General features: G+C 53.1%; 19 protein-coding genes. 4 read left to right on the top strand and 15 right to left on the bottom strand.

Features of this window, described 5'->3' with window-relative positions:
* Positions 1-58 precede the first annotated feature (58 nt).
* From CULFRC11_RS10855 to CULFRC11_RS10840, 4 genes are all read right to left on the bottom strand, one after another.
* On the bottom strand, positions 59-754 hold the full coding sequence (locus tag CULFRC11_RS10855; RefSeq protein ID WP_023634761.1) for a sigma-70 family RNA polymerase sigma factor: 696 nt from the start codon (positions 752-754) through the stop codon (positions 59-61).
* A gap of 359 nt (positions 755-1113) precedes the next feature.
* Positions 1114-4593 (bottom strand): murein biosynthesis integral membrane protein MurJ, encoded by a 3480-nt coding sequence (gene murJ / locus CULFRC11_RS10850; RefSeq protein WP_038620909.1) that lies wholly within the window; start codon positions 4591-4593, stop codon positions 1114-1116.
* 159 nt (positions 4594-4752) lie between these two features.
* Positions 4753-7656, bottom strand: coding sequence for a hypothetical protein (locus CULFRC11_RS10845; protein ID WP_023634759.1), 2904 nt, complete (start codon positions 7654-7656; stop codon positions 4753-4755).
* The gene (locus CULFRC11_RS10840; RefSeq protein WP_038620906.1) at positions 7653-8732 is read right to left on the bottom strand and encodes an NUDIX hydrolase; all 1080 of its coding nucleotides are present in this window, start codon (positions 8730-8732) and stop codon (positions 7653-7655) included. Before CULFRC11_RS10840 ends, CULFRC11_RS10845 begins: the two co-directional genes overlap by 4 nt.
* A gap of 408 nt (positions 8733-9140) precedes the next feature.
* Between CULFRC11_RS10840 and CULFRC11_RS10835 the strand changes: the two genes are divergently transcribed.
* The 4 genes from CULFRC11_RS10835 (at position 9141) to CULFRC11_RS10820 (ending at position 12574) form a co-directional block, all read left to right on the top strand.
* Positions 9141-10742, top strand: a complete 1602-nt coding sequence (locus tag CULFRC11_RS10835; RefSeq protein ID WP_023634758.1) for a CCA tRNA nucleotidyltransferase — start codon at positions 9141-9143, stop codon at positions 10740-10742.
* Between the two features lie 24 nt (positions 10743-10766).
* Positions 10767-11363: a YqgE/AlgH family protein gene (locus CULFRC11_RS10830; RefSeq protein ID WP_023634757.1), complete on the top strand. Its 597-nt coding sequence runs from the start codon at positions 10767-10769 to the stop codon at positions 11361-11363.
* Between the two features lie 144 nt (positions 11364-11507).
* Positions 11508-12224, top strand: coding sequence for an AzlC family ABC transporter permease (locus CULFRC11_RS10825; protein WP_023634756.1), 717 nt, complete (start codon positions 11508-11510; stop codon positions 12222-12224).
* Positions 12221-12574, top strand: a complete 354-nt coding sequence (locus CULFRC11_RS10820; protein WP_023634755.1) for a branched-chain amino acid transport AzlD family protein — start codon at positions 12221-12223, stop codon at positions 12572-12574. Before CULFRC11_RS10825 ends, CULFRC11_RS10820 begins: the two co-directional genes overlap by 4 nt.
* Positions 12575-12654: 80 nt before the next feature.
* On the opposite strand, the gene CULFRC11_RS10815 is transcribed toward CULFRC11_RS10820, so the two are convergent.
* From CULFRC11_RS10815 to crtI, 11 genes are all read right to left on the bottom strand, one after another.
* Positions 12655-12969: a hypothetical protein gene (locus CULFRC11_RS10815; RefSeq protein ID WP_023634754.1), complete on the bottom strand. Its 315-nt coding sequence runs from the start codon at positions 12967-12969 to the stop codon at positions 12655-12657.
* A 24-nt stretch (positions 12970-12993) separates the two neighbouring features.
* Complete coding sequence (locus CULFRC11_RS10810; protein ID WP_023634753.1) at positions 12994-13962, bottom strand: bile acid:sodium symporter family protein; 969 nt, start codon at positions 13960-13962, stop codon at positions 12994-12996.
* 54 nt (positions 13963-14016) lie between these two features.
* Positions 14017-14367: a Rieske (2Fe-2S) protein gene (locus CULFRC11_RS10805; RefSeq protein WP_031269800.1), complete on the bottom strand. Its 351-nt coding sequence runs from the start codon at positions 14365-14367 to the stop codon at positions 14017-14019.
* 245 nt (positions 14368-14612) lie between these two features.
* Positions 14613-15452 carry a tryptophan synthase subunit alpha gene (trpA, locus tag CULFRC11_RS10800; RefSeq protein ID WP_023634751.1) on the bottom strand — a complete coding sequence of 280 codons (840 nt, stop codon included), beginning with the start codon at positions 15450-15452 and terminating at the stop codon, positions 14613-14615.
* A 2-nt stretch (positions 15453-15454) separates the two neighbouring features.
* Positions 15455-16705 carry a tryptophan synthase subunit beta gene (gene trpB, locus CULFRC11_RS10795; protein ID WP_038620902.1) on the bottom strand — a complete coding sequence of 417 codons (1251 nt, stop codon included), beginning with the start codon at positions 16703-16705 and terminating at the stop codon, positions 15455-15457.
* A 423-nt stretch (positions 16706-17128) separates the two neighbouring features.
* Positions 17129-18619 (bottom strand): bifunctional indole-3-glycerol-phosphate synthase TrpC/phosphoribosylanthranilate isomerase TrpF, encoded by a 1491-nt coding sequence (gene trpCF / locus CULFRC11_RS10790; RefSeq protein WP_023634749.1) that lies wholly within the window; start codon positions 18617-18619, stop codon positions 17129-17131.
* On the bottom strand, positions 18609-19634 hold the full coding sequence (trpD, locus tag CULFRC11_RS10785) for an anthranilate phosphoribosyltransferase (protein WP_023634748.1): 1026 nt from the start codon (positions 19632-19634) through the stop codon (positions 18609-18611). The genes trpCF and trpD overlap by 11 nt, the downstream gene beginning before the upstream one ends.
* 44 nt (positions 19635-19678) lie before the next feature.
* Positions 19679-20326, bottom strand: coding sequence for an anthranilate synthase component II (locus CULFRC11_RS10780; protein WP_023634747.1), 648 nt, complete (start codon positions 20324-20326; stop codon positions 19679-19681).
* Positions 20323-21942, bottom strand: a complete 1620-nt coding sequence (locus tag CULFRC11_RS10775; RefSeq protein WP_038620899.1) for an anthranilate synthase component 1 — start codon at positions 21940-21942, stop codon at positions 20323-20325. The genes CULFRC11_RS10780 and CULFRC11_RS10775 overlap by 4 nt, the downstream gene beginning before the upstream one ends.
* A gap of 206 nt (positions 21943-22148) precedes the next feature.
* The gene (locus tag CULFRC11_RS10770; RefSeq protein ID WP_031269796.1) at positions 22149-22622 is read right to left on the bottom strand and encodes an SdpI family protein; all 474 of its coding nucleotides are present in this window, start codon (positions 22620-22622) and stop codon (positions 22149-22151) included.
* A gap of 51 nt (positions 22623-22673) precedes the next feature.
* Entirely contained in the window at positions 22674-24305 is a 1632-nt protein-coding gene (gene crtI / locus CULFRC11_RS10765) for a phytoene desaturase family protein (protein ID WP_031269793.1), read from the bottom strand.
* Positions 24306-24348: the final 43 nt, after the last annotated feature.

The following is a 24348-nucleotide window of genomic DNA, read 5'->3' as shown; positions in this document are numbered from 1 at the left end:
TGAGGGCGTGCTTACATTCCCAACGTGATAAGGGCAACGTTCTTGCTGCTTCTATGTGCTACAGCTCTTCGATAACGGGAATAAGGAGATCTCTCAGAGTTTTTCGTGCTCGAGCCCGGCGCGATTTGATTGTTCCAGGTCGAACTTTCTCTATCTGCGCAGCGACCTCAACGTCGTAGCCAGCGAAATCAACCAAGAGGATGGCATTTCTTTGCTCGGGTGGCAACACGTCTACCGCTTGGGCTATTGACATGGACATAGCGTGATCCCTGAGCGGATCATGGCTGAGTGCACAATCTAGCTGGGTGTGTGCTCCCATGAGTGGTTCTAATGGGAGATTGTCCCGATGTGTGCACCGATGAATGTGGTCATAGGCGGTATTAAAGACAAGGCGATAAAGCCAGGTGCTCAGCGAGGAATCACCACGGTACCGTCCTAGGTTTCGTGCAGCCTTGAGCATCGCTTCCTGCATGATGTCGTCGGCGTCGGAATCACAGTAGCTGTGACGTCGAGCAAGCCACCACAAGCTGTGATAATGCCGTTTGGCTATTTCATCGAATGCTTGATTGTCTCCTTCGAGGAACTGGATAACAAGATCAGCGTCACGGATCTTTGATAGGTGTTGTGTCTGATCCTTGATGCTTTTTACGGAGAACTCACGTAGGCCATCAATATTGTGGCGCATGGTGTTGGTGACTGTTCTGGATGTGGCTGCATCGTGTTTGATTGCGGTGGCCGTGACTGCACAGCTCACTATTCCCCCCCCATAGTGTTTGGATGCCGCTTCCCTACAGCGACCCGATGATTTTGCTTTTAATCTTGACTAAGAAAGATCGCCGGCAAGATATTCTGCTTGCCCAATGGATTGGGTGTCGCAGAGCTATGTAAGAAAGAATTTTAATATCGCGACCTGCATAAATATGGTTTTATGGTTTTGGGAGGGGCTTTGTGTGCAACCTATAAAAATAACTGTGGGGACGCCAAAGAACGCGTGAGGTGATTTGGGGCAAGGTTCTGCGCAAAGGTGATAACCGAGGGTTTATAACAAGAAAAAGAAAACTGTGGTGGGAAAGAATCGACGATTCTTTCCCACCACAGTCCTACATAGTGTGCTTAAGAACTAGCTACTACTGTGATGTTGTGTATCTTCACGGATGCGTTGTCGGGGACCCCCGTCACCCACACCAGAATGGAGGTGACCGACGGTTCTTTACTCAACGAGATCCGAGTCTGCATGGAAGAAACCTTGCGTTCTCCCAACAGCTGAGCGGAGTCTAGCGAAGAAACATTATCGTCTTCTACCCGATAGACAGAGATCTTTGCCGGTGTACCATCGCTTTCCACCACTACGGAGTTGGCCCGATGCGGTTGAGCAAGAGTAATCAAGATGCCTGCCCCCTGCCCTTTTTCTATTGGGCCTGTAGACCATGCACTGGATTTATCTGGATCAATGGCTAGCTGCGCAGTAGACGAGGACTCGCGACTCGGTGTTGTTCCACTAGGGGACCATGCAGAAGCGCTCTTTATCGGTGCCACGATGCTAGGCAGATCTAGCGCATCAGAGGGCTTAGAGTTCACAATCGAATCGCTGTTCAAAGGTACCTGTCCTTGGTCACTGCCAAAGAGGCTCGTGATGTAACCGGTAATCACAGCGATGGAAACAACGACCACTGCAACCGCCATGGCGATAATCGCACGGGCGATATTGCTAAAACCAGCGCTACCAAAGCCTGGTGTGTTTCGAGGCCTAGGAGTGGCTTCTTCCTCAACAATGAGGTGGTCCTCGGCAACAGAGGGGGAATCTGGAAGATCTGCGATGGCATGCGGAAGCTCGGTGGCGTCGACATGCAGAAGTGCAGTAATTTCTTGCGGAGCAGTGTCCACCTGAATAAGAGTGCCCAGAGCGGTACGAATACTGCGCATATCGCGTTCGTAGGAGGAATCAGACAAGACAGCGGGGAACGCAAGAATTGCCATGCCATCTGTGTTGATACGGATACGTGCGTGGTTGTCAATGCCTAAGGGGGTGTGAGCGCTTTGAGCAAACTGTGCGGCCTGGCTGAGAGGCTCAAAAGCGTAGGCGGCAGCATAGGGATTAACCGGTTTGCTGGCCACGGAAGCCAACGAGGAACCAGCGACCCAATCGGCCACAACAAGGCAGCCGTTGCGATACGACAAAACCTCAATATTTGGTGCGATTGCTGGGTGATTGAGATTAGCCAGCGCACGAGTACGACGCGATACCTCCGCTGCCTCGCCCGCGGCGGCCGCAGGGCTTGCGGGGGCCTGCGGAGCTTTCCCGGACGTATCCACGAAGATGAGGGCTACTTCCCTACCCGTGGTCTTTTCTCTAGCCTGCCAGAAACGCGCAGTGGAGACAGACCCGTGGTCTGCCAACAAGCGGAAGCGACCATCGGAAACCTGCGCGCCGGGAACCAGGCGTGGACCACGAACGATACCGGCGGACATCGGTGCCGGGATTGGCGTGGCGTTGAAAGTGTCGTCGAAAGCGAGGGCCTCGTTGGCTATAGCCTGGCGCGTTGGCACCATAGTGTCGGTTTGCGGGGCACGCATATGGATGATGCGACGCATACCTGGGATGCGTTGCAGTGCATAACCAAGGTTGATAACTTCTTCCAGACCCGAGCGCGAAAGCACGAGACCAGTGCATAGAAGGAAGACCACACCGACAATAGCGAGGTGCACAAGCATTCCGACGCTGCCCAAGGCGCTAAAAAGGCCGCCCATAAACTGGTCGAGGACATAGCTCAGAGCGAGAGCGGCGAGGATACCTGCGCCAGAGGCGATAAAGGCCCAGGTGCTCGTTTTTAGCACTTCGCGTCCGCCGAGATTTCCAAGCTTGCGGCGCAAGAGCATTGCGCCGATGATCGCACCGGCAACGAATCCAAAGCCGTTGGCAGCACCAAGAAGGATCACTACTCGGCTGGGATCCGTGGCAGCCATCGGAGCGATAACGGAGAGGGCTACCTTGGTGACGGTAATGCCCGCGATGATAAATGTAGGCGTCCAGGCTTCTTCTCGCGCATAGAACACACGTAGATGCAGCAGCACGAGTGCATACGGCAGCAGGGTAAACGCAGCAAAGCTGAGCGTCCAGCCAAGGATGGTTGCAGACTCGGCGTCGAAGCGTCGATAAGCAAAAAGCCCGAGGCCGATGCGCTCGCCATAAGCCGTGAAAAAGACGACGATAGGGATTAACGCGATATATGTGAGCTTTGAACCGATAATCAGGTCGCGGACCACCGCTTTGTCATCACCATCGGCGGCGTTGCGGGAAAGACGCGGCATGATGGCGGTGAGCAACGTGACACCGATAATGCCGTAAGGAACCTGCAACAACAACCAATGCTGTTGGTAAATATTGGGTGCGCCCTCATCTGCAAAGGAAGCAATACGGGTTGTGATCATGTAACCGATTTGGGAAATCGCCACATAAACAATGATCGCTGTGGCCATTCCTCCGAATTGCTTCAAACGTGCATCAATGCCCCATAGCGGTTTAAGCGATATCCCAGCGCGGCGGATCGGGGGAATCATAATCAATGCCTGGACAACAACGCCCAGCGTGGTTCCTAGCCCCAGAAGCAGCACGTGCGGGTCCGTGATCGCAGAAGGCGCTGTGGGATCAAGCTCGCCAGGAAGCAGCATGTACAACACAAGCACGGCAATGGTGATCATGTTGTTTGCTACTGGTGCCCACGCTCCAGGTTTGAAGATTTGCTTGGTATTGAGCACCGCCATGAGCAGCGAAAACATTCCGTAGAAGAAAATCTGCGGAAGCAAAATATACGCAAAACTGGTGGTTTGGACGATGTTGACCTTGCCATCTGCACCTAGCATGAGCTGACTCAGCAAAGGTGCAGCGATAATTGCCCCGATCGTGACCAATCCGAGTAGAGCCGCCGCGAGGGTAAAGAGACGCCGGATGAACGCGGCTCCCCTATCGGGATCTTCCTTTTCTGCCCGAATAAGAACGGGAACCACCAAAGACGTGAGCACTGCGCCCAGAACAATCTCTGTAATGAGGTTGGGCAGAGTATTTGCGGTATTAAAAGCCGAGGCGATTGCGCCACCTAGGCTGGTGGAGATCAAAACGGTGCGCAGGAAGCCCGTAACGCGCGAGAAAAGAGTGGCTATGGCCATGGAACCAGTGGAACGAACAACGTCATTATCACTGGTAGAGGCGGTGTTTTGCGAATCCTCTCCTGCTTGGGGTGCAGAATCATCCGCGGTGCCGTCTGCGGCGGTATTAGCGGATTGTGCGTCCCCATCCAAGGTAACCACTGAGGCTGTTTGTGCCTCTTGCCCATAGCTTTCCGACGTCTTTCCCCCGGCTGGCTGAGCACCTTCAGAGGGGGTGCTCAGGCCGGCAGACACAGCGCTGTTGTCGCTGGAAGTATCAGCAACCGAGTGACGGGCGGGGTCCTTATCCAGCTTGGAGCGATCCTCACTGGGGTGCACCGAGGAACTGGTGTGACGGGGACGAGCCTCAGGGACTGGTGCGGGTGCCGCGGGAGGCACGATACGGTACCTGGTTCCCTTTTTAGAGGGTGTGCTCTCAGATGAGTTCACCTGGAATCCTGCTTCTTTTCTATGGTCGCCGCCACGGTTTTCGTGCGAGTCGGAGGGACGAAAACCTGTGTGGCGTCAAGGGGAAAGATCGGGGGGCAATCAGTGTAGTGCTGGTTGTAGCCTCGAGAACTGTTGAAAGGGGGTGTCTTTATCTCTCCGCTATGGACGCGGAGATTGAAGACCTGTTCCAGAATCATCCGAGTTGGCATCACCGCTGGTACGGTCGCCATCACGAACTGAGCCTTCACTGCGACGACGCGGCCTGCGTACGGGTGGACGCCGCGTGGTTGATACAGGAGAAAGAGAACGCATTGTTACTTGTGGTTCGCCATGAGTACGGCGTTTGCGTTTGACAAAGAAACGCAAGAAGAGCAAGGCAAAAAGCCCCAGAACCACAGTAAGGGCGATGCCAGATTGTCCCACAAAACCAGATCGTGTTTGTACAGCGATAGTCACAGGGTTGGAGATTGCCGCACCTGTTGGCGTGGCTAGCCATAGCTTGAGATTGGTTTGGTCATCGTCGTCGGGAAGCTGAGCGATCATCTGTGCGGTGATGGAACCTTTTGCCGGAATAACCAGGCTGTTTTTCACCTTAATTGAAGCGCCTTCAGGCCCGTTGAAACGAATGCGCGCATCAACGGGCAACGGCAACCCGTTCTTTGCCGCGATAAGTAGCGGTGAAGACGGGGAAAGTCTGGTGTACACGTTGCCCGGCGACAACAACGTGACGGAGCTGCGCAATTCCGTGAGCGCATCACGGTTTTCATTGGATAAAGCGGTGGCTCGGGCAATCTTCTGGTCAAAACTATTAATGGAACGTCGTCCGTTGACGCTGAGCGCGCGGAGTAAATCCTGCCGCAATGGCGCTGTGAAGTTATAGGGAGACAATGCGATGGCGGCGTCATTAATCATGAGACCCGTGAGATCGTCGGTGTAATCCGATTGCTGGCGTGCCCGCAAGATTTCTGTGTCCGAGACTACTGTGGGATCGTCATAAGGTGCGCCATATCTGCCTTCTACCAGGCCGCTGCTAGAGATACTGCTCGGCGATCCATCGCCGCTTGCCGACGTCGCAGCCGCAGCTGCAGCTTGTGCAGCAAGTTCCCCTTCCTGCTGCTGCGACATAGTGACGTAGTCACGCAGGGTCATAGGCAATGCGGAATGCTCCCGTAACAACGTAGAGATTGCCTCGAACCATGAATTGGGGTTTCGTATCGAGGTAGGCATCATCAACAGCGTTGGCTGTGTGTTCTCTGCGACAGCAGCATCGATAGCTGCTGCACCAGTAGCCATCCGAGCGGCCTCAGAATCGAGCGAATAGTCAAAGCGAATGTCATAGTTGCCGTATCCCGCTGTCACTGGCTTTGGAGATGCCTGGGCAAGCGTGGCAGATAATGACCCTTGATATGCTACAGAACGCACACCGGCTGCTAGCTGGCCAAAACGATCCACTTTAGGGGCCTGCCATACCGTGTTGTCAGCGACAAGGACGGAAACAGGTACCTGCGCAGTGGGCGCAATCGTGGGAGCCGCCGAGTCACGAACGCTATCCAACGAGGCCTCAGAATCTTTAGCTGGAGATTCTTTAAGCGAGTCCTCATCTGGTTGGGATTTAGCTTCCTTTGCCTTAGTGGCCTCCCATGCTGCACTGATATCGCTCGTGGTTGGAGGTTGTGTACCGTCCGCGCTTTCCTTTTGGTCAGCCCATCCCAAGGAAGCCGCAGTTTGCGCAGTGATATAGCCCGAGCCGGGGATCACGATATTGGATTCCGGGGTAACCCCCAGCACGTCTTTGATGACGCCAGAGCCGCGCTGTAGAGCCTCGCGCATCAACCATGGGTTGTTGGTCTTAGCTACCGCGTTGAGATCAGCATTAGCCCACGGCATCGCAACAGTGCAGGTTCCCTCAGTGGCTTTCCCTAATTTTGCTAGCCACTCAGCAGCGGCTTTTTGCCCTTTGCCGGGGACATGCTTTTCTGTTTCGTCCTCAATATTCCAGGAATCGCGGAGACGTCTATTCTCCGACACCGAACTAGGACGCTGTGGCGCCACGCTATATCCCTCAGTCATGCGTCGGGCGACATCAAGGAATTGCGGATCAATAGCTAAGCAGCTTGCTGTGCTGATCTCTGGTGTTGAAGCGCGTGCAGCGAGGTAGGCGTCGAGAAGCTGATCTAGGCGGCCACCATGCGCAATCTCTTCGGTCAGAGCTTCCGAACGCATGATAAGAGGCGCGCGTTCGGGGGCCTCGCCGGTTTCACCACCAACGATATCGACTTCCGCTGTGATAGGCAGGACCATACTGAGATGCTTAGGGTCCTGCGCTGTGCCCTCGGGCTTATCCGGTGCGGATGCAGAGAGAAGGAATCTCTGTGTGCTGTAAATACTGTCAGAGGCATCGTGCAGCCCAATCAGTATGGGGTAAGAGCCAGCAGAACGCAGCTGTAGTCCTCCGGGCTCTGTCGCCCCCGTGTCTATGCTGATGTCTATATCTTTGGAACTACCAGGCGCGATCTTTGACTGAATTGGAATTGGGCTTGCAAGATACGGGTAGGAAGAAGGTGCAGCCGCGAGTACGGTACGGGCACCGGCGACGGTCGGTTCTGCGTCTGCATGACGAGCCACAATCTTCGCAGAGCTCTGGTCGATCGGAGAATCGGAATTATTGATGATGCGGAGAGAAAGATGTATCTTTTCGCCGAGCTGGATATGCGAATCGACTTTAAGGATTTGTATTTTGACCTTGGCATTGACGTCGATTGAACGTACATCAGGGTTGATCCAACGATGAGAAGTCGGCCCCATCGGTGACAACGGAAGGGCATCTGCGGCAGCCTGTGGCGCATGTGCGAGCGTGGCACTGCATAAGGCAAGCGTCAGTAGCGCTGTCCCAGTGCGAGACAACAGAGATAAAGGAAATATTCCTAGAGCGAAAGGTCGTCGAGTGCGAGCCGTCGAACGGTTCTTGGGTGAATCCGATGGAACCGTCGCCAAAAGCTCAGCGGTGCTTAATCGCATATGTTCGCTGAGTAACTTGATGGAGGTGAGATTGATAGTGCTCACCGCGGGGTTTTCCTTCCCTCTGCCTTCTCTTTGATGGCATATTCTGGGATTAAATCGTGCGCGATGCGGGCTAGTTTACGCTCGTCGGCATAAGCAAAATGTTCAATAAGCTCATTGGCTGGGATCCAAGAGACCTCAGTAACCTCCGGATCCTCATCGTTGAGATCGCCATCGACGTATCGCAGTAAATGGTGATGAACTGTCTTGTGAATACGCACTCCCTCCGATACAAACCAATAATCAATCGTGCCGAGATCCGCGAAAACTTCGCCGTGTATTCCAGCCTCTTCCCATACCTCGCGTTCGGCGGTTTTCCCTTTGTCTTCACCTGGTTCGACGTGACCTTTAGGCATGGACCACAAAAGGCGGCCTCTCCTATCGAGTCGTCCAATGAGCGCTACATAAATACGGGAAAGATCAACGTTATTGTTGTTGTCAACTGCCTCAGCCAGTCCAGAGATCACCAAACCGCCCGCGGAAGTTTCATCGCGAGTGTTGATCTTGGATGTCTGATACTGGTTCCGGAGGCTAGCGCGACTATTTCTAGAGCGATGAGAGGTTTGCGGTCGACGCCGGCGACGCTTATTTTCCGGTGCGGAGGTAGAGCGCTGAGCGGTGCGCTGTCCCGTCCTTGTGCGTCGTTTACGTCGAGTAGCGCGAGATTCATTATCGCTTGACTCGTTACCTTGTGGTGGCGTTATTTCTTGGTTGTCCTTGCGCTTTACCGTGTTTCGTGTCGTAGTGGAGCGAGAACCTGTTGCACGAGACTTGTTGGATTTGCGGGTCTCGTTATTTTTTCGCCCGCGGGAAGAACTACCGTTAGCGTTTTCTTGAGACGGGCTATTTTTGCGTTTTGAAGCGCGCCCCTCACTAGAAGCTTGTGCATTAGTGTTGCGCTTTGCCCCTGTCTGTTGGGTTGCAGAAGTACGGCCCCCTTCGGCAGTTCGATGCGACTGCGAAGAGCGCCCCGTCTGATCACTGCTAAAACGGCGTGACCGCGTGCGTCTTCTGCGCCGTGGTGCGGTGGATTCCGTAGAATTCACCGAATTTGGGCGCGATTGTTCGTTTTCGCTCATCTCGCTGATCGTATCCTTTTCAACCTTGAGAAGGTACCTATGAACCGCTTCTTTAAAAGAAAAGAGTAATCGTGAACAACGTGTGTGGCGTATTTAGCCATACATCTAGGCGGCAGATGACGTAGAAAATGGACTTCTTGACCCGAAAAGGTGGGAAAGATCTAGTAAATGAGGTGAAAAAATGTGGACGTGATCACCATAACTTTAACAACTATAAGTGAGTGATTACGCATTTGGATACCGTGATTTGAGTAAGGAGATTCAGTTATATTTCCCTGGTGGTGGGAAAATGGCTGATGAACTTGCCGGCAGTATCTTGGTAATGCGCGAGGAAGATACGTGAGTGGCGTCGTCTAGCCGGGGTGCAGTATAGAGAAATAATGGTAATGGAATTAACCAGGTAAACTCATGCGCGTGAATTCACAGAGTAAGCAGCACACAACCATTACCAATGATGGTTCGTACACCGTAGGGATAATGAACTCATCCTCCGCCGCGTCCTCTGTTGCCCCTATTGATGCCAACACTACCGAGAACGTCTCGGCAAGCGATTCACCGAACCGCATTGAGCTTCTTGCCCGTGCGCAGCGCACATTGGCAGATCTTGCTCCTCTGTTGGCCCCCCTCGCTCAGCTTTTTCAAGATCGCGGACACCGCCTTTACCTCGTAGGAGGTTCCGTGCGTGATGCTCTTCTCGATGAGCTGGGCAATGACTTGGACTTCACTACCGATGCTCGTCCAGAGATCGTGATGGAGATTCTCAATGACTACACACCTGTGGTGTGGGATACTGGAATCGATTTTGGAACGGTATCCGCAGAAAAAGACGGGCAACAAATAGAGATCACCACGTTTCGTTCAGACGTGTACGACGGGAAAACGAGAAACCCGGAAGTGCAATTTGGTGACACACTAGAGGGCGACCTTATCCGTAGAGACTTCCGTGTCAATGCCATGGCCGTAGAAATACATCCCACTGGTGAAATGACGTTCCATGATCCTGTCAACGGAATGGATGACTTAGTAGAAAGTGTCTTAGATACGCCTTCTGCCCCTGAGCAAAGCTTTAACGACGATCCATTGCGTATGCTTCGTGCTGCCAGGTTTGTTTCACAATTAGAATTTTCTGTTGCCGATCGCGTTTGCAACGCAATGACTCAGATGGCAGATCAGATTGATCGCATCACTGTTGAGCGAGTACAGGTGGAACTGGATAAATTGCTCTGCGGGCGCGCGCCATGGGACGGCATTGATCTCATGGTGGATACGGGGCTTGCCGAGCGTATTATTCCGGAAATTCCAGCGCTACGACTTACCCAAGACGAACACAGGCAGCACAAGGACGTGTATCTGCATTCGCTTACGGTTCTGCGCCAGGCAATGGAGCAAGAGGAGGATGGTCCCGACGTAGTACTGAGATGGGCCTCCCTCATGCACGATTGTGGCAAGCCGGACACTCGGGCTTTTAATGATGAAGGGAAAGTGAGCTTTCATCACCACGAAATCGTGGGTGCCCGGATCATGCGAGCACGTATGCGCGCGCTTAAATACTCTAAGCAGATGGTGAATGACGTCAGCGACCTGATCCGGCTGCATATGCGGTTCCACGGGTTCAGTGAAGGGGAATGGACAGATTCCGCTGTGCGTCGTTATGCAACGGATGCAGGTCCCCTACTTTCCAAATTGCATAAGCTTGTCCGCGCGGATTGTACAACGCGTAACAAAAAGAAGGCAGCCCGGCTTCAGTGGACATACGACCACCTAGAAGAACGTATCGCGGACATTGCGGAGCGGGAAGATCTTCAGCGGGTGCGTCCTGATCTCGATGGAAATGAGATTATGACGTTACTTGACCTTAAGCCCGGACCAGACGTGGGTAAAGCATGGTCTTTCCTCAAAGACCTACGGTTGGAACGCGGTCCTTTGGAGCGCGAAGAGGCCATTGCGGAACTCAAAGCATGGTGGTCGCAAAATAATAATGCTGCCGACACGTCTGAGTCGGAAAAATAGAAGAAAATAAGGAAGGTGTGAGACATGTATGCAGATCGGTTATTCAATGCTATGGAGCGGAATGAACCTGCTCCGGGAATGCTGCTCATAGCGGCGCCTTCCATGGAAAGTTCCGTGTTTGCGCGGAATGTCATCCTGATTCTTGAGCACAATGAGGTTACGACGTTCGGTGTGAACCTTGCTTCGCGGAGTGACGTCGCCGTGTTTAACGTCATGCCGGAATGGGCCCCATTAGTGTCTAAGCCCCAGGCTCTTTATATCGGCGGCCCGCTTAATCGGCAAGGAGTGGTAGGGCTAGGGGTTACAGCTCCAGGGGTGGACATTGCTACGCACCCGCATTTCAATCGCTTAGCTAATCGGTTGGTGCACGTGGATCTGCGTGCACAACCAGAAGACGTAGCTGCCGACCTTTCGGGCCTGCGCCTTTTTGCCGGTTATGCGGAGTGGGAGCCGGGCCAATTGAATGAGGAGATTGAAAAAGGTGAATGGTATGTAGCGCCCGCATTGTCTTCAGATGTGATTGCTGCTGGAAGTGTTGACGTTTGGGGCGATGTAATGAGACGTCAGCCGATGCCACTCCCCTTGCATTCGACGTATCCTATGGACGTATCCGAAAACTAAGTTTTCATTTAGGGTGATACGTGCTCCTTTTTGGGGTTTCTTGTGAGTGCCGCGCTTCGTATGAAGCTAGGTGCTCAGTTTCTTCTATCCGCGTCTCCTTGGTGTCTGCCTTTTCTGGAGGAAAATTAACAAAAAGAGGTTGTGATGGTTTCACGTGAAACATCGTCCGAAATCCGGGCTGGGATTAAAGAATCCTGGGCGGTCGCGTTGGGACTTGTCCCCCTAGGGCTGGCTTTTGGTTTGTTAGTGACGCAATCGGGATTTGCCTGGTGGTGGGCGCCGATTTTTTCCATCGTAATTTATGCAGGTTCAATGGAATTCCTTGCACTTACGCTTGTCACCGGCGGGGCGGGGCCTGTATCTGCAGCAATCACGGCCTTTATGGTGAATTTCCGTCATATTTTTTACGGCTTAACGTATCCGCGTGACCAAATTACATCGATCATAGGTAGAGCGTATTCCACATATTCTCTTACAGACGAGGCTTATGCAATCGTTTCGGCTCGCCCCGAGGCTGGAAATATCTCTAGCGTGCGGTTGTTGACGATTCAGGTCTTTTGTCATGCTCTATGGGTTTTATCGGGTGTTGTTGGGGCTCTAGTCGGCGTGGCCCTGCCTCCAGGAATTCAGGGAATGGAGTTTGCTCTCACTGCGCTTTTTGTAGTGCTGGCTTGGGAAGCGTTTCGCAACAATCAAGATTGGTCACTGCCGTTTTTTGCGATTGCTTTATCTGTCATCGCGGCACTGATCTCTACGCAGAAAATGCTTATCATTGCGCTTGTTGCCTACTTCCTCTTGTTGTTCATACGTAGTGTGCAACCACGCTTGGATGCTGCCCTGACATGGAAGGTGAAGAAATGACGCTTGCTCAGTTGGGTTTGCCTGAGGGGGTTACGCTTTCTTCTGTTGTGCTCGTGCTCTTGCCGGTTGCTGTGGTCACTTTTATGTTGCGGTGGCTCCCCTTTTCCGCAGTTAAGTTGCTTAAAGGCAGTGCCTTGATGTCAATGCTTGCAGTGACTATGCCTGTGGGGGTGATGGTGGTGCTCGTTATGTACACACTTTCTGTCGCGCGGGATGCTACGGGAGGACTTATTCCGGCACTCATCGCTACGGCCGTTACGTTGCTTTTACATTGGTGGCGGAGAGACTGCGGTCTATCCATTATCGGTGGAACAGTTTTCTATATGATTCTGGTCAACCTTGTGTGGTGATTTTGCCATCCCGGATATACAAAACCGGCTTCCCAACTTCTAAAAACGTAGGTTGGAAAGCCGGTTTTGTTGTGGAGTGCTCAGCGTAGTTCAGGAAATTTTTCTATCGCCTTAGACCAGAGCGTTTCAAATTCTTCTAATGATAAGTATGCGGTTTCAATGTCGGGGAAGTCTGCATAGCTTTCTGGATGCGGGACCGTGTTCTGCGGCGGTGCCGCCATCCCCACTACTACCCCGCCACGGGCTGCCCCACAGACCATATTGGAGGGATCCACTTCGAGGAGTCGGTGCAAACGACATTCAGTGGCACTGGCGGGCTCTAACTCCGCAATATGATTGCTCGTTCCCACGCCGGGGATGGACATTATTGTTCTTACATAAAGATAGGAAGTCATGGGGCTCTCCTGAACGCAGTGAGTTTAGTTGAGATTATCTGGCAAATTTCGAGCATAGCGGGCGGCAAGCCAGGAACACATCATGAGTTGTATCTGATGGAAAATCATCAGCGGAAGAATGAGCAGACCTAGGTTTGCCCCGCCGAATATCACGGCTGCCATGGGGAGCCCGGAAGCGAGAGATTTCTTTGTTCCACAAAATTCTATGGCGATAACATCCTCCCGGTTAAAGCCGAGCTTTTGCGCACTAAATTTGGTCAACCACAACATAAAAGCGACTAGGACGATGGAGAAAATAACGAGGAAAAGTACTTCCCAGGCTTTGACGGATGACCAAATTCCGGCGACGATTCCTGCGGAAAATGCGGAATAAACCACCATTGCAATGGAACCGCGATCCACGGCTTTTGTTGCTTTATTCGCGGCAAAGTCTTTGACCCACCGTCGCAGAAGCTGTCCAATGACAAAAGGTAGAAGCAGCTGGACAGCAATGTCCAGAAAAACTCCGGTGTCAATGTGCATTCCCCCCTCCGTAGTCATGAGCGCCATCACTAACAGCGGGGTGGCAAAAACTCCGATGAGGTTGGAAGCTGAGGCGCTGACGATGGCCCCTGCGACGTTCCCCCTTGCGATCGAAGTGAAAGCGACCGACGATTGGACAGTAGAAGGAACTAGCGTGAGATACAGGATCCCCATAGATATTCCGCTGGAAATAACCATCTCGAGGGGCTTGAGTGCTAGACCTATCGCAGGGAACACCACAAAAGTAAAAGCGAGAATTGTTAGGTGCAGCTTCCAGTTTTTCAGGCCGTCGAGGGCTTCTTTAGTGGAGAGCCGAGCACCGTAGAGGAAAAAGAGTAAAGCGATTGCAATTTTGGTTGCGGTGGAAAAGACATCGGCAAAACCACCGCTGGCTGGGAAGAAAATTGCAATGATGACCGCCAGCACTATGAGGACGATGAGGGGGTCAAGGTTCTTGATTTTGGCGAGCATTCTTTGAGTCTAGATCGGAATGCTCGCAGTGTGGTTGTTATCGCACACTAGACGTTAGGAGATCTTCGCTTTATCCCCTGATACCTCAAGAGGCTTTGCCATGAGCGGATCTCGCGATGGGCCCTGGGTGACGGAGCCGTCTTTGATGTTAAATATCGAACCATGTTTTGGGCACTTCACTGTGTCGCCTTGGACGATCGTGATTTTTGCGTGCTGATGGGGGCAGTCAGTCGAATATGCTTTGTACTCCCCCGCAACCGGTTGGGCGATGATGAAATCATCAACGATGGTTGCGCTCCCCACAGGGACATCGGATAGTGCTATTTCTTTGGCTTTGGTTTTATCGCCGCCGCAGGCTGCGAGCACGGCTCCCGCAAAAGTAGTCGCTGTGCCAAGTAGGAACATGCGCCTTGTGCACCTGGGGCTGTGGTTTGCTGAAGATGTGGAGTCATGGGTAGTCATAAAACCAGTATTACACCGAAACTATGGATCAGTCACTAATCATCACAGTGACAAAAGGTAGCACGGCTTGAAAGTTTCACGTGAAACATTCACTGCCCGATGGATGCGGCGACTATATGCTTATCGACGCGCCACCGGGAGTTAGCGAAGACCTTCCTGTGCCGTGCGGGCCGTACAGTGTGGGTCGCTTACTTACGAGTTGCTTCTTTCATCTCAGTGATAAAAGCGGAAATTTCCGATTGCAGAGCAGACATGTCATCGATTGTGGCGGGCTGGGGATGCGTCCCAATACAATGTCGTTCAATGATCGCTGTGATAGCGGATCCGGTAATCACTCCCCTCGCCCCGGCTTCCATCGCGTCTCGGACGTGCTGGGGGTTGGAAATTCCGAACCCGAGAAGCGCAGGAGCGCCGCCGAATGCCGTGATGTTTGCTATTACGTCACTGAGTCCACTAGTGGAAGATTCTCGTTCTGTGCCGGTAACCCCATCGCGAGAAATTGCGTAGATGTAGCCTTCAGAATGTGCCGCCACGTCTCGGAGGGTATCTTCCGATGCCTGCGCGGGCGCAATGAAAATGGGTGCGATCCCCGCCTGTTGTGCTGCTGTGATGAAAGGCGTTCCCTCCCGTACTGGGACGTCGGGAAGCAAAATAGAATCAGCGCCGGCGGTGGCGAATTCTTGATAGAAGGTATCTAGTCCGCGGGTGAAGGGGACGTTGCCGTAGATCAGAAGACCGATGGGCAGGTCTGGAAACTCTGAACGAATCTGAGTAATGAGCGACAGAGAGGAATCGACGGTTGCTCCATTATCCAAGGCGCGGAGATGAGATCGTTGGATGGTTGGGCCGTCGGCGACCGGGTCTGAGAAGGGAACGCCAATCTCAAGTGCATCTGCTCCAGCCTGAACGGCGGTGCGAATGATCGTGAGCGATGCTTCGGGGGAAGGGTCGCCAAGCATAATGAAAGGAACAAAGGCTCCTTCATCGGATTGTTCTAGTCGGGTGAAAAGGTTGTGGTAGCGTTTCATGATTAGTCCTTGAGGGCAAGTTCGGGGTTGGCAGCGAGAGTTTTGCGGATGTGGTCGATGTCTTTATCACCACGCCCTGAAAGGGAGACCAATATGGTGATATTTTTTCCTTCTTCTTCTGCGAGGGCGGCTCGCTTCAGCGCATAAGCAAGGGCATGGCTTGACTCCAATGCCGGGATGATTCCCTCTTCGCGGGAGAGTAGCTGGAAGGCCTCAAGAGCCTCGGCGTCCGTGATGGCTACATATGTGGCTCGTCCAGATTTTGATAGATGCGCGTGTTGTGGTCCGACCCCGGGGTAATCTAGTCCGGCGGAAATGGAATAGGACTCTTCCACTTGGCCATCAGAGTTTCGCATCAAATAGCTCTTAGCGCCGTGCAGAATACCGACTTGTCCATTGTTGATGGTCGCTCCGTGCTTGCCCGATGATAATCCCTCCCCACCGGGTTCTGCGCCGACGAGTTCTACGGACGGATTATCAATGAAATCTGCAAACATACCGATTGCGTTGGAACCGCCGCCCACGCAAGCAACTACAACGTCGGGGAGGCCTCCCGTACGTTCAATCATTTGTGCTTTTGCCTCTTCGGAAATGACACGATGAAATTCTCGAACAATCGTCGGGAATGGGTGGGGGCCTGCTGCTGTGCCAAGTAGATAATGAGATTCGTGGAAGGTTGCAGTCCAATCCCGAAGCGCCTCATTGACCGCGTCTTTGAGTGTCCCTGATCCTGAGTCTACGGGTACCACTGTGGCACCCATGAGTTCCATGCGATACACGTTGGGTTGTTGGCGTTCTACATCTTTTGCTCCCATGTAGATGACGCACTCGAGGTCTAAGAGGGCGCACGCAAGGGCGGTTGCGGTTCCGTGCTGTCCTGCACCGGTTTCTGCGATGATGCGCTTTTTGCCCATCCGCTTAGCCAGGAGAGCCTGGCCGATCACTTGGTTTGTCTTATGCGCTCCGCCATGGACTAGGTCTTCGCGTTTGAGGAAGATGCGCGCATGTCCCCTACCCTTTCCGGCCAGAGGTAGCTTGGAACATTCGGTTAAGGGGGTGGGCCTCCCCAAATAATCCTTGAGATAGCCCGCGAGCTCCTCTCGGAATTGTGGATCTTCTTGTGCCTCAACAAACGCTTTTTCGAGTTGATCGAGTGCGGGCAGGAGTGACTCGGGGACGAATTGTCCGCCGAATTCCCCGAAATATGCAGGAAGGAGTGTGTGCTGATCGGTGGAGTTCTGGGAGAGCGTCATCATGCATCCTTAGGTTGCGAGTTTTAGGGCGTTTTTTGTAGGTCAATGTTTCACGTGAAACCATGCCATCGTTTTTCGCGTGCCGACGTCATGATGGCTCGTGATTGCGGTGGGATGCCTTGGTGTGCGCCTGCTGCGGTGTGGGCGGTGTAGGGGTAACAAAGAGAGAACATGGTTGGTGCCTTTGCGCGATAGATATGTGATTGATCGCGGGCTCGTGGCCTAGGGTTCACCCAAAAAGAAACGGCCCGCGCGATGCGGGCCGGAGAAATAGATAGCACTCAATGGCCCGCTTAGTAAGCGCGCCACCACCAGATGTTTAGTGCATATCTCATAGTCAACAACTTAAACGTCTTGGGTGATGAGCGCAAGGGGTGGGGGTATGTTTTCTGTGTTGGGTGTGGCCGGTGTGGGAAAACCGGGTTAATAATGAAACCCTCGGATAGTGGAGAAAGCGTGACGTAGTGCCCCTGAATCTTTTAATCCCGCCCAGATCCCAGCGTTGGCTGGGTATTCGACACCGGAATTAAGGTCTAGACCTGCACACCCCCTTACTAATGCTTCGGGAAGATTGTCAGGATTAAGACCCCCGGCCAGGATTGCCTTTGGTGTCACGCCCTGAGGGATTTTTTCCCAATCGAAAGACGTTCCGGTCCCGCCGGTGCCGGCGTCGAGAAGCACCATATCTACGTCATCCATGAGCGCTATGGCAGTGTCGGGACCTTCTGGGGTTGTCATGGATACGGCTCGCCAGACGGCGATGTCTTCTCTTCCCGCTTTGCGGAGTTCTGTGCGGGCTTTGTTGAGAAGCTCCCTCTCCCCCGCAATGGACCCTTGATATGGGGCATGGATCTGGAGGGTTTTAATACCGGGAAGGAGTATTTCCGTCCAGCCTTGAGTGCGTCTACTCACTGCAACGTAGTGTAGATGTGGCTCTGCCGTCATGATTTTTTGGGCAGTTTCACGTGAAACATTGCGAGGGCTGGAGTCTTCAAATATCAATCCCCCATGCGTTGCGCCGACTGCGCGCGCAGTTTGGGCGCCGGAAGCGGTGGTGAGTCCACACACCTTATTCGTCCCGAAAACGAGTGAACGTGCGGCGGAGTCAATGTCGATGCAGCCGGTGAGTTGTGAGCCGACAAGGAAGGCGTCGGAATGGCCTGCCAACTGGCGGACAGTCTCGTTTGTTTGGATGCCGGATTCTGACACGAGTATAGCGGTGTCCGGAACGAGGGTTTCTAGTTGTGAGGAACGGGAAAGGTCGATACTGAGGTCGTGTAGGTTGCGGTGATTGACACCAAAAATCTTTGCGCCGAGACGAATGGCTCTTTCGACCTCCTCCTCGTTGATTACTTCAGTGAGGACGTCCAGGCCGAGGCGTTCGGCTTCATGGGAAAGTGAGATGTAGGTGGCGTCGTCAAGCACGCTTAGCATGAGTAGGATTGCATCCGCGCCAAAGTAGCGTGCAGCGTGCACCTGCACGGGATCGATGATGAAGTCCTTGCATAGAACCGGCAGATGCGTGGAAGCTGCAACGGTGGCCAGGTGATCGTAATCGCCGTTAAATTTGTCGGGCTCGCAAAGAACGGAAATCGCGGAAGCGTAGCGAGAGTAAATCTGTGCAATGTCTCCTGGGGAATAATCGGCTCGGATGTCCCCTAATGACGGTGATGCGGATTTGCACTCCATAATGAAGTGCGGCGCCCTTGTAGAGGTGTCAGAATGTGCTTGACGACGCGGCGCCACTCCCCCACTCGCGGAACCTCCGAGTGCCTGAAAAAGAGATTTTGTGGAGCGTGGCAACCGGAAAGGATCTACATGTGCAATGCGGGCACGAATCTCTTGAAGATGTGATCGGCGGGTGTGAACAATTTCTTCTAAGACTGTAGGCATTAGCGCTGCGTTATTGTGCATAGTTGGCCTCCTCGTGGGTTGCGAGCCACTGTTGAACGTGGCCGTCTTCGATGAGCTTTTTTGCTTTGTCTGTTCCTTCACTCAGAGAGTCCACCAGATTTGCAGTATAAAAAATTGCGCCGGCGGTAGCTGCGACAGCATCTCGATGGGCAGGAGCACCTTCCCCGGCAAAAGTGGCGCGCATCAGTGCAGCGTTTTCCGTACCGTCGCCGCCTGCTAGGTCAGCGAGGCTATGGCGCTGGATTCCTAGTTCTTCAGGGGTGACCTCATAACTGGTGATCGTGCCGTGGTTGAGTTCCCATATGGTGGTGGAGCCATGTACGGCGACTTCGTCGATGCCGGATCCATGAACCACTAATGCATGAGTGCGGCCTAGATCGCGGAATACCTTAGCAATGACGGGGCCAAGCGCTGGATTAGCAATGCCCATAAGCTGAAATTCGGGACGCGCCGGGGAAAGTAATGGGCCCAACACATTAAAAAGAGTAGGGACTCTCAGGGCTTTTCGGACGGGCTGTACGTGGGCGACTGCCGGGTTATAGGCCGGTGCGAAAAGGAACGTGAAATTGGAAGCTTTGAATTGTCGAACGGCGCGGTCGGGGTCTAGGTCTAATGGGATATTGAGAGCTTCCAGAACATCGGCCGATCCCGATTGAGAAGAGACCGATCTGTTGCCGCATTTAATCATCTGCACTCCCCCAGAGGCTGCCACAAGTGAGGCTGCCGTGGTTACGTTGATGGTATTTGCGCCGTCGCCACCGGTACCTGCGGTGTCCATTAAGCCGGAACCTGTGATGGGGAAAGGTCGTCCTGCTGCGAGGAAAGCATGCGCGGCGCCTGCGATATCTGCGTAAGTTTCACCGCGGGTGCGTATGGTGGCTAGGAGTGCTGCGATGTGTACATCGTCGTAGTCGCCAATTGTGAGAGGAGTAAAAACCTCTATAGCTTCTTCTACCGTTGGGTGTGGATTATCGAGATAAGCGATAAGTTTTTTCTTTGTGCTTTCACTGGTCATGATTGTCCTAAGGTTTTTGTACCTAAGAATAACGTCACGTGACGTTAACTGTAGGCTTTGGTTAGTTGAGATAGATGGGTGATACAGCGTTGCAAAATGATCGGGCCGGAAGGGCTTAGGATCGACTCTGGATGAAATTGCAGCCCCACCGCAGCATGCTCGCGCGTCTCAGCCGCCATTATCACTGGCCCGATGTTCGAGGGGCAGGTTCCTAGTGCCCTCAATTCCTTTGGCGCTTCCGTGCACCCAAGAGAGTGGTACCGGGCCACGGGGACGTGTTTGCCTTCCTGTGATCCTGGACCGCCGTCAACGGTTAGACCGTGAAATAGTGAACTTTGCAGACCATGTTCGTTGAGCTGCATAAGATCTGTAATTCCATGGACTGGGCCACACTCGCGCACTTCTCCCCCAAAGTGCTCTAGGAGGGCTTGGAATCCTAGGCAAATGCCAAGGATTGGGATGCGACCCAATACGTGATCGATGAGCTTCATCATGCAACCCGCATCCCGAGGATGGCCGGGGCCGGGAGAAAGGCAGATGATGTCTGGCTTAGCCGCCAGAATCTCTTTTAGGTCTACGGAATTGCGGAAGACGGTGCAGCGATAGCCTGCAGCAGCAAAAGCGTCGACCAGGTTGTACACAAAGGAATCGTGGTTATCAAGGAGTACTACATGGGTGTTGGAGGGGTTCATGAGCGGTTCACCTTTGGGGTTGTGTTCTGTGCCATCGCAAGGGCGTTGAGCACTGCGTATGCTTTGTGTAGGGTTTCATCGGCCTCGGCCTGGGGTATGGAATCTCGCACTACTCCAGCTCCTGCTTGCACGATGGCGGTACCGTTGTGGATAAAAGCGGATCGGATAACAATGCAGGTGTCCATTGTTCCATCGCCACGCAGATAGCCAATCGCTCCACCATAGGATCCTCTTCGGGCACCTTCGGTACCGCGAAGTAATTCCATTGCACGCAATTTAGGTGCTCCACTGAGTGTTCCCATGTTCATACAGGCGCGGTAGGCGTCGATAGCATCAAAATCGGGGTGTAGTGTGGCACTCACCCTGCTTACAAGATGCATTACCCGGGAATATCTATCCACGCTTAGGAGGTCGGACACTTTCCTTGTGGCCGGCACTGCTACTCGAGCGAGATCATTGCGCGCAAGATCAACGAGCATAGTGTGTTCGGCAATTTCTTTGGCATTGGTACGCATGTCCAGTTCTGCACGGACATCTAACTCATGGTTGACGCTGCCGTCAGGATTAAGTCCTCGGGGTCTGGTGCCGGCGATTGGGTATAGCTGAATGTTACGCGTTGCTGCATCGAACTTTAAATTGGATTCGGGAGAGGCTCCAATAATTTCATACGTCTCAGTAGGGACTTCACTATTATTGTGCGCAATATTGTTTGATGCTATCTGTCCTCGCACGTAAAACATATATGGGCTTGGGTTAGATGCACGAAGTTGGAGATAGGCCGCGTAGGCGTTATCGCATGCGGTAGAGAAAGATCGTGCCGGTACCACCTGGTAGATATCGCCGTTATGAATACTCTTTTTGAGTTCTTCTACATGCGTGCAAAATTGGGGATCGCTCATAGAGGTCTGCACGTGCAGGACCTCTGACGGCGTATCCGATGGCGTTGCGGCTATCCCTAGCGCGGGTATGTCAGAAGAAATTTTCTCCACAAGGTGGTCAAGTCTGCTGGTTAGCTCTTCTGCATTAATACCCACAGCCTCGATAAATGCTTCACGGTTCAGGTGGTCGATAACAAGCAGAGTCTCTGCCACCAGGAATTGATAATCTGGATAGGTATTCTCCCCCGATCCAACCTCTGGGAGCACCTCAAAGGTTTCTAGATAATCAAAGGCAAAGCCACCGGAAAGGAGCGGCAATTCTTTTCCGCTGTAGCCGGCCGCAAGCTGGAGCGTGCGGAGCACTTCTGCATTGCTTACGGCAGTTAACCGCTCGCGCTCGTTAAGTTTTTGAGCTCTGGCGAAAGCAAAGGTTGCTTCCCCATCGGTCTGTTGTTTTACTAGATACTCTGCAAGCTGGCTGCATAAGCGATCAATAATGCTCCTTCCTGTGGGCGTCAGAGGAGTGGCGGTGACCGTTTGTCCGACGCATGTAACACGTACCGCGCCGGTGAGTGTGGCGATGCACATTGTGTTCTTCTTGGATTCCACATCTGCAGATTCCAACAGCACGGAATCGGAAGCAGTTGTCCCTCCCAGCGCTGCAAAAAGCGCGGCGGCGTCCTCGTGGTAACGGACTGATCGCCTTTCAACGTGAAAAGTAGTTTTTGTAGTAGCCATAATGCCTTTGCGTTTGTCGGGATTTTCCCGCTGCGGGCTTTGTGGCTGAAAACTTATAGATACAAAAAAGCCCGCTTGGGAATGTTCAAGCGAGCTGTGGGATGCACAATTTAGTAGCTCGCTGTTATGCGAGCCACCACCACTGTGCATTCATGTTCTTCATAAAAATGAACCATACGCATGAGCGTGCATGAGCGCAAGGGCAATCAGTTATCGGAGGCCTGCGCCGCACGTCGTAATGCTTCCAGATCGGGGGTAAAGCTTGTCGACGTCTGCCCCTCATCGTCTGCCTCCTCAGCTCCCCCGGCACTGCAGCACGTGGATTCTGAAGCCGCTGTGACATCCGCTTGGGCGTCGAGAAGCGATGCAGCGCGCGCGCCCACATTAGCTCCAATACTCACAAACATTATGCCCGCGAGCACCGCGACGATGGACATCAGATGTAACCACCCGGAGGGGGCAAAACACAGTGATGCAGCGATACCCACAGCAATGCCACCGACGACCCACAAGGGGCCAGCGACGTGATGCGCGGTGGTCCACAGCTCTTGAGATTTACGCACCTCAGGTACCCGGATTCCCACATAAGAGTTTCCGGGGAGGCGGCGAGCCCATGCCAAGGCGCCGATGATGATAAGAGCAATAGCTACGATAGCCAAAAGCGTGCCGACGACAGTCATGCCGATCACTGTAGTCCGGGTTTGCTTATCAACTAAATAACTAGGTGGATTTTATAGCGAAGTACGGCGTGGATTGAGTGGTTCCGGCAGAGGCCCTGCGCTGGTATCGCCCCGCAGTCGCTTGATAACGTTTTCTGCCGATATAAGACACATCGGGATACCAACCCCAGGGACGGTAGTCGCGCCCGCATAGTACAGATTTTTTACCTTTTGAGAGACATTGCGCCCTCGGAAGAACGCAGACTGCCTGAGTGTATGTGCCGGACCGATGGAACCGCCAAGCCATGCATGATAGCGATCAGCAAAATCAGCGGGACCGATTGTTTTGTGCACAACTATGCGCGAGGACAAATCGGGTATGCCAGCCTTGTGTGCAATAGATTCGATAGCGTGCTCGGCAATAGCGCGTACGGACTCGGACTCGGTATGTCCATAGGCATTGCCATGCCCAATATCTAGTTGCGCTGAGACAGGAATCAAAATAAAAAGATTCTCGTGACCCGGTGGTGCAACGTGTGAGTCTGTATGGGAAGGCATAGAGACATAGATAGATTCTGAGGCTACATCTGGGACGTCGGGGCGGAAAACAGCATCAAAATCGGTTGTCCAGTTTTTACTAAAAAACAGATTGTGATGCTTAAGCTGCGGCAAAGATCCTTTGACCCCTGCTAACACCACCACCGTGCCTACGCCGGGATTGCGGCGAGAAAAATAGTCGGAACCATAACTGCGAAGATGCTGTGGTAACAGCTGTGTTTCAGTGTGATGCAGGTCGGCACAAGAAACCACAATGTCTGCGTGAAGATGCTCTTTTGAACCATCACTGTGCCGAACTAACACTCCAGTGGCGCGGGCGATCTTTTTTCGCTGTAGCAGACTACGGCGCACGTTGCTGGTAGTGATCTCTAAAACGGTAGTGTTGAAAAGGAAACGAGCATTTCTTATGAGGGCGTGGCGATATATCGCCTCCATGACACCAGTGAAACCCTTAGTCGGGTACCGTACTCCCTGGACTATGTCGGTATGGCTCATGAGGTGATACATCGACGGTGTTTCCTCTGGTCGAGAGGAAAGGAAGACGGCTGGATAAGACAAAATTTGTCTTAACTGGTGATCCTGGAAACGCTTGTTCACCATCGTGTGGAGAGACTGCGTGAGTAGTTTAGCCAACATGGAGAGACGTCCAAGAACATCTCGGTGTAACAACGGGCCAAGGGACGTGAAGTTGGTATAAAGAAACCTTTCCACAGCGATGCGATAGACAGTGCTGGCGCTGGTAAGATACTTATTAAGTTTCTCTCCCGCGCCGGGTTCTACCGATTCAAAATAGTTGGCTAGGGCGATGGGATCGCTGGGGACGTCGATACGCTCGGCGGCCTGGGTGGGGTGCGTTTCTGCAAAAAGTCGATACGCTGGCTGCACATCTTCGAGCCCATACTCCTGCTCAACCGTACTACCGAGCAAAGCGAAGAAATGCTCAAAGGCATCGGGCATGAGGTACCACGACGGGCCGGTGTCCCACCGGAAACCTTTGTGATAGAGATCCCCAGCACGCCCGCCGATCCCCTCATTTTTCTCTACCACTGTTACCTCGTAGCCTTCGCAGGACAATAAAGCGGCGGTGGCTAAACCCGCGGCGCCCGCTCCGATAACAACGGCTTTCTTAGGGAATGTACTCGGCATCATTGTCTTTTCCAATCAGACGGTGGGATCCTCTTCCGAGGCA

The organism is Corynebacterium ulcerans (genome assembly GCF_000767685.1).
Lineage (GTDB): Bacteria > Actinomycetota > Actinomycetes > Mycobacteriales > Mycobacteriaceae > Corynebacterium > Corynebacterium ulcerans.
Note: the sequence above shows the minus strand (reverse complement) of the source record. Positions and strands in the feature narration are given on the sequence as shown.